Consider the following 12,920-nt stretch of genomic DNA (forward strand, 5'->3'; position numbering starts at 1 on the left):
CCCCGGACCCCCCACGGTGCGTCCGGCGGCGGTTGGCGGCCACGCAGCGAAGCGGAGGCTGCGGTGGGCTTCGGTACCGGCATTGGGCCTGGCGGCCCTTGCCTGGTGAGTGAGAGGCGAGCCGTGTGTGAGGCTCGCCTGCGTCATCGTGCTTGGGTACCGAACTTGCGTGATTGAAGCCGTGACTCGCGTGCGTGGAGCCGGAACTCGGGTGTGCGGTGTCCGGGCCGTGAGATCCGCCTCTGAGCACGTGAGTTCCGGCTTCAATCACGCGAGATACGGGTCTGATCACGTGAGTTGCGGGTTCAGTCACGCGAGATCCGGGTTTGAGCACGTGAGTGCGAAGCAAGGCGAAGCATGAAGCAAGGCGAAGCGTGCGGAGAGCTTCGCGGCCGGCGTAGGGCCTGGCGGCCCTCGCCTGGTGAGAGGGAAGCGTGTCGGGCGGGTAGCTCGCGGCGTAGCGGAGAGTGGGCCGGGTGGGGGATAGGGTGGGGGGATGAGTGACGCGGAGACGTTGTTCGAGCGGATCATCGCGGGCGAGATCCCGTCCGACAAGGTGTACGAGGACGCGACGACGTATGCGTTTCGGGACATAGCGCCGCAGGCGCGGGTGCACGTGCTCGTGGTGCCGAAGAAGCGGTACCGGAACATCGGCGAGCTGGCGGCTGCGGATCCGCGGTTGCTGGCGGATGTCGCGCTCGCGGCGCGCAAGGTCGCGGAGATCGAGGGCATCGCCGAGTCGGGCTACCGGGTGGTATTCAACACCGACGGTGACGCCGGGCAGACCGTCTTCCACGTGCACGCGCACGTGCTCGGCGGCGAGCAGCTGGGGCATTTCGGACGCTGAAGCGCGCCGCCGGGAGAAACCGGACTGCGTGCCGACACCCGCAACCAGTAACATCGACCTTGTCAGAGTCGTTGAAAATCGCAGCGTAAGCGCAGGAAGTAGGCCCGAGGCCACGTGGCCGGAACCGTACCGGGTGAAGCCGCCCGACCCGACGTTCCCGCGGACGTCACCCCGACGAAGGCCGACGAGGCCGCCGTCACCGAAGCGGCCCAGTCCCGATTCCCCATCCCCGACGCCGCCGCGCTCAGCCTGCTCGGCTCCAGGGACGAAAACCTCCGAGTCGCCGAGGAGCTCCTCGCCGCCGACGTCCACGTCCGGGGCAACGAGGTCACCCTGACCGGCGCTCCCGCGGACGTCGCCTTCGCCGAACGTGTCTTCGCGGAACTCGTGACACTCGCCGGCCGCGGCCAGCAGGTCGACCCGGCCACCGTCCGCCGCACCGTCGGCATGCTCTCCACCGGTGACTCCGAGTCGCCTGCCGAAGTGCTGAGCATGAACATCATCTCCCGGCGCGGCAAGACCATCCGGCCCAAGACGCTCAACCAGAAGCGCTACGTCGACGCCATCGACAAGCACACCATCGTCTTCGGCATCGGCCCCGCCGGTACCGGCAAGACGTACCTCGCCATGGCCAAGGCCGTCCAGGCTCTCCAGGCCAAGCAGGTCACCCGCATCGTGCTGACCCGTCCCGCGGTCGAAGCCGGCGAGCGCCTCGGCTACCTGCCGGGCACGCTCAACGAGAAGATCGATCCGTACCTGCGCCCGCTCTACGACGCGCTGCACGACATGGTCGAGCCCGAGTCGATCCCGCGGCTGATGCAGGCGGGCACCATCGAGATCGCGCCGCTCGCGTACATGCGCGGCCGCACCCTCAACGACGCCTTCATCATCCTCGACGAAGCGCAGAACACGACGCCGGAACAGATGAAGATGTTCCTCACCCGGCTCGGATTCGGCGCCAAGATCGTCGTCACCGGCGACGTCACGCAGGTCGACCTCCCCAACGGCCAGAAGAGCGGCCTGCGGGTGGTCCGGGACATCCTCGAAGGTGTCGAGGACCTGCACTTCGCCCAGCTCACCAGCCAGGACGTGGTGCGGCACAAGCTCGTCGGCGACATCGTCGACGCGTACGAGAAGTGGCAGGCGCTGCAGGACAGCAAGGATCAGAGCAGCGGTTGGAAGGGTCAGCGCCGTTCATGAGCATCGAAATCGCCAATGAAGCAGGCGTGAACGTCGACGAGACCTCGATCGTGTCGGCCGCGCGGTTCGCGCTCGACAAGATGGAGGTCAGCCCGCTCGCCGAGCTGTCCATCCTGCTCGTCACCCTCGAGGTGATGGAGGACCTGCACGAGCGGTGGATGGACCTGCCCGGCCCCACCGATGTGATGGCCTTCCCGATGGACGAGCTCGACTCGTCCCGCCGCCCCGACGCGCCCGACGCCTCACCCGCGCTGCTCGGCGACATCGTGCTGTGCCCGGCGTTCGCGAAGGACCAGGCCAAGACGGCCGGCCACTCGCTGATGGACGAGCTGCACCTGCTCACCACTCACGGGGTGCTGCACCTGCTCGGCTACGACCACGCCGAACCCGCCGAGGAACGCGAGATGTTCGGCTTGCAGAAGCGGATCCTCGGCGAGTTCCAGGCGGCCGTCGCCGCGCACAACAAGCGCGACGCGCAGCGCTCCGCGGACGACAGGCTCCTCGGCACCGCCGGCCTCGACGCCGTGCCCGCCGAAGAACCTCCGGCCTAGGCCCGCGGACATGGGTAGTCCCACGGCCCTGCTGGTCATCGCCATCGCGCTGATCCTGCTCGCCGGGGTGTTCGCGGCCGCCGACGCGGCGGTCAGCACGGTCTCCAAGGCCCGCGCCGACGGTCTCGTCCGGCTCGGCCGCCCCGGCGCGCGCCAGCTGTCCCTGGTCATCGCCGAACGCCGCCGCCACATCAACCTGATCCTGCTCCTGCGGATGACCTGCGAGCTGACCGCCACCGTGCTGGTCACCGTCGACATTCTCGGCTGGATCCGCCCGCTGTGGCTCGCCATCGTCGTCGCCGCGGGCGTGATGGTCGTGGTGAGCTACGTGATCATCGGGGTCGGCCCGCGCACCCTCGGCCGCCAGCACCCGTACCGGATCGGTCTCGTCGTCGCGGGCCCGGTCCGCGTCCTCGGCTCCATCCTCGGCCCGCTCAGCAGGCTGCTGATCGTCCTCGGTAACGCCATCACCCCCGGCCGGGGGTTCCGCGAAGGCCCGTTCACCTCCGAAGTCGAGCTGCGCGAGCTGGTCGACCTCGCCCAGGAACGCGGCGTCGTCGAGGAATCCGAACGCGAGATGATCCACTCGGTGTTCGAGCTCGGCGACACCGTCGCGCGCGAGGTCATGGTGCCGCGGACGGAGATCGTCTGGATCGAGCACGACAAGTCCGTCCGCCAGGCGCTCGCGCTGGCCCTGCGCACCGGCTTCACCCGGCTGCCGGTGATCGGCGACTCCGTCGACGACGTCGTGGGCGTCGTCAACATCAAGGACCTCATGCCCGCGTACATGGCCGAGGGCGGGTCGCTGCGCCAGGTCGACGAGCTGATGAACCCGGCGAGCTTCGTGCCGGACTCGAAGCGGCTCGACGACCTGCTCAAGGAGATGCAGGTCTCGCACAACCACATGGCCATCGCCGTGGACGAATACGGCGGCACCGCCGGCCTGCTCACCATCGAGGACATCCTCGAAGAGATCGTCGGCGAGATCACCGACGAATCCGACACCGACGAGCGCCCCGAGGTCGAAGAACTCGAAAACGGCGCGGTCCGGGTCTCGTCCCGGCTCTCGATCGACGACCTGGGCGAACTGTTCGGGATCGATCTCGAAGACCACGACGTGGAGACCGTGGGCGGGCTGCTCGCGGAGCGACTGGGTAGGGTCCCGCTGCCGGGGGCCGAAGCCGAGGTCGCCGGACTTCGGCTGTTCGCCGAAGGCGGTAAGGACCGGCGCGGGCGGATGCGGATCACCACGGTGGTCGTCCACCCCGCCGACGCGGACGCGGTGACCGACGCAGCCCAGGGCAGGCGCCGCACCCGGGTCCCGCAGCCCGATGAAAGTGACAGGAGTGTCGAACATGCCTGAGCTGGACGCCGAGGACGAGAAGCTGGTGACCCTGGCCAGGTCCGCGCGAGCCCGCACCCAGGCCGAGGAGGGTGCCGCGCTTCGCGACACCGACGGCCGCACCTACGCGGCGAGCACGGTCGACCAGCCGTCGTTCAAGCTGACCGCGCTCCAGGCCGCCGTCGCCGCCGCCGTTTCGAGCGGGGCCGAGGGAATCGAAGCCGCCGTGGTGGTCACCGGCGAAGGCCTGCTGAAGGAGGCGTCCGTGCACGCGGTGCGCGACATCGCCGAAAAGGCGCCCATTTATCTCGCCGACCCCAGTGGCAAGGTGCTGAACTGATGGCCGAGCCGCACCGTTCCGGTTTCGCCTGTTTCGTCGGACGGCCCAACGCGGGCAAGTCGACGCTGACCAACGCGCTCGTCGGCAGCAAGGTGGCGATCACCTCCAGCAAGCCGCAGACCACCCGGCACGCCATCCGCGGCATCGTCCACCGCGACGACGCCCAGCTGGTGATCATCGACACACCGGGCCTGCACCGGCCGAGGACGCTGCTCGGCGAGCGGCTCAACGACATCGTCCACTCGACATGGTCCGAAGTGGACGTCGTCGGGCTTTGCGTGCCCGCCAACGAAAAGGTCGGTCCCGGTGACCGGTTCATCGCCGCCGAGCTCAAGAAGATAGCCAAGCGCACCCCGGTGATCGGTGTCGTCACCAAGACGGATCTCGTGAAACCCGAACAGGTCGCCGAGCAGCTGCTCGCCCTGCAGGAGGTCATGGAGTTCGCCGAGCTCATCCCGGTGTCCGCTGTGGACGGTTTCCAGGTCGGCGCGCTCGCGGACCTGCTGGTGCGTCACCTTCCCGAAGGCCCGCAACTGTATCCGGGCGGCGAACTCACCGACGAGCCCGAGCAGACCCTGGTCGCCGAGCTGATCCGCGAGGCCGCGCTCGAGGGTGTCCGGGACGAACTCCCGCACTCGATCGCCGTCACCGTCGAGGAAATGCTGCCCCACGAGGGCCGGGACGACATGATCGACGTGCACGCGTTCCTCTATGTGGAACGGCCGAGCCAGAAGGGGATCATCCTCGGGCACAAGGGTGAACGCCTCAAGGACGTCGGCGCCCGCGCCCGGCAGCAGATCGAAGGCCTTCTCGGTTCGAAGGTCTACCTCGACCTTCACATCAAAGTAGCCAAAGAGTGGCAGCGCGACCCCCGTCAGTTGCGACGGCTGGGCTTCTGACTTAACGGAATGTCTCGATTCGGTCGCGGAGACCGATTGACGGTGTGGAACCGGACGGGTGACCTTAGAGTCTCACTCCTCGACTCCGGTGATCGCTGATCGGGCGGCGGCGCGCGGGGCGATTTCCACATCTCATTCGTGAAGGGAAAGCGGTAAATGACCGACAACCAGGGCCTGCCCAACTACTCCGGCGACCCTCAGGGCGGTGGCGCCTCCGGCAACCCCGGCCCGCCGCCCAGCAACAACCTGGTGTGGGCCATCCTCACCACGATCCTGTGCTGCCTGCCCTTCGGCATCGTCTCGATCGTCAAGTCGACCCAGGTGAACTCGCTCTGGGCCCAGGGCCAGACCGCCGCCGCGCAGGAAGCCGCCGACGCGGCCAAGAAGTGGGCCATCATCGCCGCGATCGTCGGCATCGTGGTCAACATCGTCTCGATCATCTTGGTGACGTCTCTCGGTCTCTTCGCGGCCTCGGTGGACGTGAACAACTACCGCTGATCCCGGCGACCGAGGGGGAGACCTCATGACCGACCAGTACCCGAACTACCCGCCTCCCGGCGGGCCACCGCCGCAGCAGCCGTATTACGGCGGCGCGCCGAGCTACGGTCCTCCGCCGGACAACAACCTGGTGTGGGCCATTCTCTGCACGGTGTTGTGCTGCTTGCCGCTGGGTATCGTGGCGATCGTGAAGTCGAGCCAGGTGCAGACGTTGTGGGCACAGGGTTTCCACGCCGAAGCCCAGAAGGCCGCCGACGACGCGAAGAAGTGGTCCATGTGGGGGGCGATCGCCACCGGCGGTCTTTTCCTGCTGTACATCATCTTCATCGTGGTGATGATCCTCATCGGAGCGTCGGCGGGAAGCTTCACGCCGTGACGACGTCCGTCTACACGGGATTCCCGGCGCGCGGGTTCAAAGCACGGGCCCGCGCGCTGGGACCGCCCCTGGGCATCGCCGCCGGTGCCGCGGCGGGCTGCGTCGTCCTCTGGCTCGGCGATCCCACCACCCCGGGCGGGCCGCTTCCGGTCTGTCCCACCAAGGCCGTGCTGGGTATCTCCTGCCCCGGCTGCGGTGGCATGCGCATGGTCTACAGCGCTTTGCACGGGGACATCCCCGCCGCGCTGCACTACAACGCGGTGTCCTTTGTGGTCCTTCTGCTGCTCGTCTGGAGCACCGTCGCCTGGGCGGTCGGCAGGCTGCGCGGCCGGGCGGTGGACAGCTGGCTGCACTGGCGCTGGACGCCGCTCGCGTTCGGCGTCGTGTTCGTCGTCTGGTTCGTCATCCGTAACCTGCCCTTCGCCCCGTTCACCTCGCTACACGTCTGAGTGCCGGGCCGGGCCCCGGATCGTCGGTGGCACCGAGTACGCTCCCGCGCACCGGTCTGCTCGGCGTGTACCCATGCCGTACATTCAGCCCGGGTCGCCGACGAGGCCCCGTGCGCGAGGGGCGAGGAACCAGCGAGGGGATTTCGATGACCACTCCCTACGGTCAGCAGCCGCCGGGACAGCAGCCGCCACCCGGATCCGGGCCCCAGCCGGGGGACGGGCAGCAGCAGTCACCGCAGCCGCAGCAGCCGTTCGGACAGCCGCCATCGGGAGAGCAGCCCTCGCCGTTCGGGCAGCAGCCTCCGCAGGGTGACCAGTCTTCGCCGTTCGGTCAGCAACCCGCGCAGCCGCAAGGTGACCAGTCTTCTCCGTTCGGCCAGCAACCTGTGCAGCCGCAGGGTGACCAGTCTTCTCCGTTCGGTCAGCAGGCCGCCGGTGAGCAGCCCTCGTCGCCGTTCGGTCAGCAACCGCAGCAGCAGTCGCCCTTCGGCCAGCAGCAAGCGCAGCAGCCGTTCGGCGCGCAGCAGCAGTCCCCGTTCGGGCAGCAGCAACAGCAGTCGTCACCGTTCGGCCAGCAGCAGCAGTCACCGTTCGGGCAGCCGGGTCAGCAGTCGCCGTTCGGCCAGACCGCCACCCAGTTCGGTCCGCAGACCGACTACGCCCACTGGGGCCTGCGCGCGGGTGCGACGCTCATCGACTTCGGCCCGATCGTCGTGCTCCCGATCGTCGGCTCCATCATCTCCGCGACGGCTTCGTACACGGTCGGCATGCTCATCGCCGGTCTCGGGTATCTCGCGGGACTCGGCTGGACCGTCTACAACCGGTGGATCAACATGGGCACCACCGGCCAATCACTCGGCAAGAAGATCCTGAAGATCAAGCTCGTCCGGGAGAGCGACGGGCAGCCGATCGGCCCGCTGATGGCCTTCGTCCGGGACCTGTGCCACAACCTGGACGGCTGGGTCTGCGGGCTCGGCTACCTCTGGCCGCTGTGGGACCAGAAGAAGCAGACGTTCGCCGACAAGATCCTCAGCACCGTCGTCGTCCCGGGCGAAGCCGACGCCACGCCCGCGTCGGCGCCGTTCGGTCAGAACCCGGGCTTCCCGGCGCCGCCTTCGCCGGCGTTCCCGCAGCCGTCCCAGCAGTCTCAGCCGTTCGGTCAGCAGCCGCAGCAGCCGTTCGGCGCGCAGCAGCAGTCGCCGTTCGGACAGCCGCAGCAGCCTCAGCAGCCGCAGGCGTTCGGGCAGCAGCCGTCCCAGCCCTTCGGCCAGCAGCCGCAGGGAACCGCGGCGCCTTCCCCGGAGTCCCAGCCCGGACCGGGCTTCGGCGAGCCCGAGCCGACCCAGGTGCTCCGCCCTGGTCAGCCGCAGTCCCAGCAGGCGCCGTCCGGATTCGACGAAGCCGAGCCGACGCAGAAGATCACACCGGACCAGCTGAGGCAGCAGCCGCCCGGTGGTGCGGATGGGCCGAACGGGCCCGGAACGCCGCAGCAGTAAGGAAAAACCGGCGGGATCCACCCGCCGGGAAGTACGACAACAGTGGGGACCCCGATGACGAACCCGTACGGCCAGCAGCCCGGCTACGGCCAGCAGCAGCCCTATGGCCAGCAGCCTCAGCCCGGATACGGCCCTCCGTCCGGTGCCACGCCCGCACCGTACGGTCAGCCTTCGGGCGCGACTCCCATGCCGTACGGCCAGCCGGCGCCCTACGGTCAGCCTTCCCCGTATGGCCAGCCCGCGCCGTACGGAGCCCCGGGTGGCATGCCCGGTGGCGGTGACATCAACTCGATCCCCGACTACAAGGGCTGGGCGATCGGCTGCATCTTCCTCTGCTGGATCATCGCGATTTTCGCGATCATGAAGTCCAACGAGGTCAACACGTACAAGATGCAGGGGAACTACGCCGCCGCCATGGACGCGTCGAAGTCGACCAAGACCATGTGCATGATCGCCTCGATCATCGGCGGTGTCGGCTGCCTGTTCTCCATTCTCTGGATCATCCTGGCCGCCGCGACGGCGTTCTAAACCGAAAGAACAACGAGGACCATTCAAATGACCAACCCCTACGGCCAGCAGCAGCCCTACGGACAGCAGCAGCCTGGCTACGGGCCGCCTTCCGGTGGCATGCCCGCTCCCTACGGCCAGCCTGCCCCGTACGGCGCGCCGTCTCCCTACGGTGCGCCGGGCGGCATGCCCGGTGGTGGCGGCGACATCAACGCCATCAAGGACTACAAGGGCTGGGCGATCGGCTGCATCTTCCTCTGCTGGATCATCGCGATCTTCGCGATCATGAAGTCCAACGAGGTCAACACGTACAAGATGCAGGGCAACTACGCCGCCGCCGCGGACGCGTCGAGGTCGACGAGGACCATGTGCATGATCGCTTCGATCATCGGTGGCCTCGGCTGTCTCTTCGCCATCGTGATGATCATCATCTCGATCGTCGCGGCCGCTTCCGTGCCCAGCTGCTACGGCCGCTACTGCTGATTCCGGGGCGCACCACCCCGATGTCGGTCCCGGGTGGGACGATGTCGGGGTGGTGAACCTCTATCGCGACACCGGAGTGGTGTTGCGGACGCACAAGCTGGGTGAGGCGGATCGGATCGTCACCCTGCTCACGCGGCGGCACGGCAAGGTCCGCGCGGTCGCGAAGGGTGTGCGTCGGACGTCATCGCGCTTCGGAGCGCGATTGGAGCCTTTCGGGCACGTCGACGTCCAGTTCTACACCGGCCGTTCCCTCGACGTGATCACCCAGGTCGAGACGGTCGACGCCTTCGCGCTGCCGCTGGTGGCCGATTACCAGCGCTACACCGCCGCGAGCGCCATCGCCGAAACGGCGGACCGGTTGTCCGCCGAAGAGGGCGAGCCGGTGCTCAAGCTCTACATGCTCGTCGTCGGAGCCCTTCGAGCGCTCGCGGGCGGCGAGCGGGACAGCTCCCTCGTCCTCGACGCCTTCTTCCTGCGGGCCATGGCCTACGCGGGGTGGGCGCCCGCGATCACCGAGTGCGCCCGCTGCGGTTTGCCCGGCCCGCACAAGGCGTTCAGTGTGTCGGCCGGCGGCTCGATGTGCCCGGATTGCCGGGTTCCCGGCTGTGTCCACCCGTCCCAGGAGGTCCTGACCCTGCTCGCGGCGCTGCTGCACGGCGAGTGGCCGGTGGCCGAAGCGTCGCTGCCGGTGCCGCGGCGGGACGCGTCCGGCCTGGTCGCGGCGCATCTGCAGTGGCATCTGGAGCGTCAGCTGCGCTCGCTGCCGCTGGTGGAGAGGCGTGCGCGGGAGACCGCGACTGGAGCGCAGTAGGGTCGCAGGCACAGGTTCACTCGTTCAGGAGGCTCGAAGGTGCTGCGCAGGGGACGCGAGAACAAGGCGTCACAATTCGAACTTCGCGCGCCGGAGCCGCATGAGTCCGGTGCCCGCCCGCCGGAGATCCCCAAGGAACTCCTCCCGAAGCACGTGGCGCTGGTGATGGACGGCAACGGCCGCTGGGCCAACCAGCGCGGGCTGCCGCGGATCGAGGGCCACAAACGCGGCGAGGCGGTGATGATCGACGTCGCCAGCGGTGCCGTGGAACTCGGCGTCAAATGGCTGTCTGTGTACGCGTTCTCCACCGAGAACTGGAAGCGGAGCCCGGAAGAGGTCCGTTTCCTGATGGGCTTCAACCGCGACACCATCCGCCGCCAGGTCGACTACCTCGGCTCGATCGGCGTGCGCATCCGCTGGGCGGGCCGTCGTCCCAAGCTGTGGGCGAGCGTCATCAAGGAACTCCAGGTCGCCGAGGAAAAGACCAAGGACAACACGGCGCTGAACATGACCATGTGCGTCAACTACGGCGGCCGCGCCGAGTTGGGTGACGCCATGCGCCGGATCGCCCAGGACGTCGCCGACGGGAAGCTGAACCCCGACAAGGTCACCGAGAAGACCATCGGGAAGTACCTGTACCAGCCCGACATGCCGGACGTGGACCTGTTCCTGCGGCCGTCGGGGGAGCAGCGGACGTCGAACTTCCTGCTCTGGCAGTCGGCCTACGCCGAGATGGTCTACCAGGACACGCTCTTCCCGGACTTCGACCGCACCCACCTGTGGCGGGCCTGCCTCGAGTTCGCGAAACGGGACCGCCGCTTCGGCGGGGCCATCGACAAGGCTTCGGAAGGAACCTCATGACGACCGAAGCGGCGGACACGGCGGCTTTGCTCACCGCGGCGCGAGAAGCCCTCGAGCGCTATCTCGAAGTCCACGTCGACGACGACGGCGCGCTGACCTTCTCGCACGCGGACGTCCCGTGCGTCATCCAGGCGACCCGGCTGGCCGAAGGGCTGACCGTGCTGAGCCTGACCTGCGTCGTCGCCTGGGATCTGCCGGACGACCCGGCGATCGCGGCCTCGGCGGCGGAACGCGCCGGGCAGGGCCTGTTCGGGACGCTCGGTGTCGTGCGCTCGGAGAAGGGGATCGACATCACGCTGAGGTACGCGTTCCCGGCCGAGGGCATGGACCCCTCGCCGCTCGGGACGCTGCTCATGCTGGTCGTATCGACCGCTTCGCAGCTGCGCTCCGATCTGCTGGGCACCGCCCCCGGGGACTGACCGCCGGGACACAGGGTCACCTGGCATCATCTCGCGCATGGAAACCATTTCCAAGAGCGCGCCGGAGAAGCCGGTCCGGCGGTTCAAGATCACCTCGATCGAGGTGCTCTGCGCGATCCTGCTGATCGCGATCCTCGGGCAGAGCTGGCTCCAGCAGGTGTTCGACGTGCCCGCGCTGCGGACCGGCTCGACGGTGTTCGTCGCCGTCTGCGTCCAGGCGCTGCCGTTCCTGGTGCTCGGGGTGCTGATCAGCGGCGCGATCGCGGCGTTCGTGCCCGCGCGAGTGCTGGAGAAGGTGCTTCCCCGCCGGGCGGGCGCGGCGGTCGGCGTCGCGGGGTTGGCCGGTGTCGCCCTGCCGGGTTGTGAATGCGCTTCGGTCCCTGTCGCGCGGCGGTTGATCGGCCAGGGTGTCGCGCCCGCGGCCGCGCTGACGTTCCTGCTGGCCGCGCCCGCGGTGAACCCGGTGGTGCTGGTCGCCACGGCGGTGGCGTTCCCCGGCAACCCGGAGATGGTGTTCGCCCGGTTCGCCGGTTCGCTCGCCACGGCGATGGTGATGGGCTGGCTGTGGGCGAAATGGGGCAAGCTCGACTGGATCGCGGAGCGCGCGCTTCGGCGCATGCCGGACGTCCGGCACGGCTCGCGCTGGAAGACCTTCGCCGAGACAGCGCGGGCGGATCTGGTCGAGGCGGGCGGGTTCCTCGTGCTCGGCGCGATGATCGCGGCCGCGATGAACGTGCTGGTGCCCGCGAAGTGGTTCGGGGTGCTGGGGGAGCAGATCGTGCTCGGGGTGCTGGTGATGGCCGTGCTCGCCGTCGTGCTGGCCCTGTGCAGTGAGGCCGACGCCTTCGTCGCCGCGTCGCTGACCGCGATGCCGCTGCTGCCGAAACTGGTGTTCCTGGTGGTCGGGCCCGCGATCGACGTGAAGCTGTTCGCGTTGCAGACCGGTACCTTCGGCAAAGCGTTCGCGCTGCGGTTCGCGCCGGTGACGTTCGTCGTCGCGCTGTCCTGCGCCGTCGTGTCGGGCGTGCTCATCCTGGGAGGTGGCGCGTGAAACGCGAGACCCAGAACATCCTGCTGATCCTGCTCGGCGGGGCGCTGCTCAAGATCACGATCAACGGCGACTACCTGCGCTACGTCAAACCCGCGCAGCAGCCGTGGATCATCGCCGGTGGCGCGATCATGGTCGCGCTGGGCGCGATCGCGATCGTCCGTGACCTGCTGGCCGCGCGGGCCGCCGCCGTCGTCTCCGGCGACGTCCACGCGCACGAGCACAACACCCGTTCGGCCTGGCTGCTGATGGTGCCGGTGCTGGCCGTCTTCCTGGTCGCACCGCCCGCGCTGGGCGCCGATTCGGTGACCCGGACCGAGGCCAGGGCGCCGCAGAGCGCTTCGGCGGGCAACGCGGCCGCGTTCCCGCCCCTGCCCGCGGGTGACGTGGTGCCGCTGGAGGTCAACGACTTCGTCAGCCGGGCGGGCTGGGACAAGAGCGGGACCCTGAACGGGCGCACGGTGCGGCTGTCCGGGTTCGTCGTGCACAACGAGGGCAACACGATGCTGGCCAGGATGGTCATCGGCTGCTGCGCGGCCGACGCCTTCCCGATCACCGTGCGGATGGTGGGCGACGGCGTGTCGGGCTTCGGGAACGACACCTGGCTGGAGGTGACCGGGACCGTCGTGCCGGGGACCGCGGTGCGGGAGAACAGCTACATGCCGGACTTGACGCTCACTTCGGTGCGGCAGGTGCCGGCGCCGAAGGACCCCTACGAGTACTGAGGCGCGGGGTCCGGCGTGCAATGAAGGGGCCTTTCATAGCAAAATTTGCTATGAAAGGCCCCTTCATT

General features: G+C 68.6%; 17 protein-coding genes. All 17 read left to right on the forward strand.

Translation table 11 applies throughout. From position 1 onward, the window contains the following. Nucleotides 1-496 precede the first annotated feature (496 nt). The 17 genes from ACFWMR_RS39670 (at nt 497) to ACFWMR_RS39750 (ending at nt 12,852) form a co-directional block, all read left to right on the forward strand. Nucleotides 497-847, forward strand: coding sequence for a histidine triad nucleotide-binding protein (locus tag ACFWMR_RS39670; protein ID WP_093935303.1), 351 nt, complete (start codon nt 497-499; stop codon nt 845-847). 114 nt (nt 848-961) lie between these two features. Then, nucleotides 962-2,047 carry a PhoH family protein gene (locus ACFWMR_RS39675; protein ID WP_093935302.1) on the forward strand — a complete coding sequence of 362 codons (1,086 nt, stop codon included), beginning with the start codon at nt 962-964 and terminating at the stop codon, nt 2,045-2,047. Further along, complete coding sequence (ybeY, locus tag ACFWMR_RS39680) at nt 2,044-2,598, forward strand: rRNA maturation RNase YbeY (protein ID WP_093935301.1); 555 nt, start codon at nt 2,044-2,046, stop codon at nt 2,596-2,598. The genes ACFWMR_RS39675 and ybeY overlap by 4 nt, the downstream gene beginning before the upstream one ends. A gap of 10 nt (nt 2,599-2,608) precedes the next feature. Beyond that, nucleotides 2,609-3,961 carry a hemolysin family protein gene (locus ACFWMR_RS39685; protein ID WP_378382117.1) on the forward strand — a complete coding sequence of 451 codons (1,353 nt, stop codon included), beginning with the start codon at nt 2,609-2,611 and terminating at the stop codon, nt 3,959-3,961. Next, nucleotides 3,954-4,280 (forward strand): cytidine deaminase, encoded by a 327-nt coding sequence (locus tag ACFWMR_RS39690; protein ID WP_093935299.1) that lies wholly within the window; start codon nt 3,954-3,956, stop codon nt 4,278-4,280. Before ACFWMR_RS39685 ends, ACFWMR_RS39690 begins: the two co-directional genes overlap by 8 nt. Continuing rightward, nucleotides 4,280-5,179 (forward strand): GTPase Era, encoded by a 900-nt coding sequence (gene era / locus ACFWMR_RS39695; RefSeq protein ID WP_005158763.1) that lies wholly within the window; start codon nt 4,280-4,282, stop codon nt 5,177-5,179. The genes ACFWMR_RS39690 and era overlap by 1 nt, the downstream gene beginning before the upstream one ends. Before the next feature lie 156 nt (nt 5,180-5,335). Beyond that, entirely contained in the window at nt 5,336-5,677 is a 342-nt protein-coding gene (locus ACFWMR_RS39700) for a CD225/dispanin family protein (protein ID WP_093935298.1), read from the forward strand. Nucleotides 5,678-5,702: 25 nt separating this feature from the next. Then, nucleotides 5,703-6,053, forward strand: a complete 351-nt coding sequence (locus tag ACFWMR_RS39705) for a CD225/dispanin family protein (protein ID WP_093935297.1) — start codon at nt 5,703-5,705, stop codon at nt 6,051-6,053. Continuing rightward, nucleotides 6,050-6,502 carry a DUF2752 domain-containing protein gene (locus ACFWMR_RS39710; protein ID WP_378382118.1) on the forward strand — a complete coding sequence of 151 codons (453 nt, stop codon included), beginning with the start codon at nt 6,050-6,052 and terminating at the stop codon, nt 6,500-6,502. The genes ACFWMR_RS39705 and ACFWMR_RS39710 overlap by 4 nt, the downstream gene beginning before the upstream one ends. A 146-nt stretch (nt 6,503-6,648) precedes the next feature. After that, the gene (locus ACFWMR_RS39715; protein WP_378382119.1) at nt 6,649-7,998 is read left to right on the forward strand and encodes an RDD family protein; all 1,350 of its coding nucleotides are present in this window, start codon (nt 6,649-6,651) and stop codon (nt 7,996-7,998) included. Between the two features lie 54 nt (nt 7,999-8,052). Further along, the gene (locus ACFWMR_RS39720) at nt 8,053-8,526 is read left to right on the forward strand and encodes a CD225/dispanin family protein (protein ID WP_093935294.1); all 474 of its coding nucleotides are present in this window, start codon (nt 8,053-8,055) and stop codon (nt 8,524-8,526) included. A gap of 27 nt (nt 8,527-8,553) precedes the next feature. After that, the gene (locus tag ACFWMR_RS39725) at nt 8,554-8,988 is read left to right on the forward strand and encodes a CD225/dispanin family protein (RefSeq protein WP_093935293.1); all 435 of its coding nucleotides are present in this window, start codon (nt 8,554-8,556) and stop codon (nt 8,986-8,988) included. Nucleotides 8,989-9,037: 49 nt separating this feature from the next. Beyond that, nucleotides 9,038-9,799: a DNA repair protein RecO gene (recO, locus tag ACFWMR_RS39730; RefSeq protein ID WP_093935292.1), complete on the forward strand. Its 762-nt coding sequence runs from the start codon at nt 9,038-9,040 to the stop codon at nt 9,797-9,799. 39 nt (nt 9,800-9,838) lie between these two features. Beyond that, nucleotides 9,839-10,660 (forward strand): isoprenyl transferase, encoded by an 822-nt coding sequence (locus tag ACFWMR_RS39735; RefSeq protein ID WP_093935291.1) that lies wholly within the window; start codon nt 9,839-9,841, stop codon nt 10,658-10,660. Beyond that, the gene (locus ACFWMR_RS39740) at nt 10,657-11,079 is read left to right on the forward strand and encodes a hypothetical protein (RefSeq protein ID WP_093935290.1); all 423 of its coding nucleotides are present in this window, start codon (nt 10,657-10,659) and stop codon (nt 11,077-11,079) included. Before ACFWMR_RS39735 ends, ACFWMR_RS39740 begins: the two co-directional genes overlap by 4 nt. Nucleotides 11,080-11,116: 37 nt before the next feature. After that, nucleotides 11,117-12,130, forward strand: coding sequence for a permease (locus tag ACFWMR_RS39745; protein ID WP_093935289.1), 1,014 nt, complete (start codon nt 11,117-11,119; stop codon nt 12,128-12,130). Then, the gene (locus tag ACFWMR_RS39750) at nt 12,127-12,852 is read left to right on the forward strand and encodes a TIGR03943 family putative permease subunit (protein WP_093935288.1); all 726 of its coding nucleotides are present in this window, start codon (nt 12,127-12,129) and stop codon (nt 12,850-12,852) included. The genes ACFWMR_RS39745 and ACFWMR_RS39750 overlap by 4 nt, the downstream gene beginning before the upstream one ends. The last annotated feature ends 68 nt before the right edge of the window (nt 12,853-12,920 follow it).

The sequence above is a fragment of the Amycolatopsis thailandensis genome (assembly GCF_042723255.1).
Classification (GTDB): Bacteria; Actinomycetota; Actinomycetes; order Mycobacteriales; family Pseudonocardiaceae; genus Amycolatopsis; species Amycolatopsis thailandensis.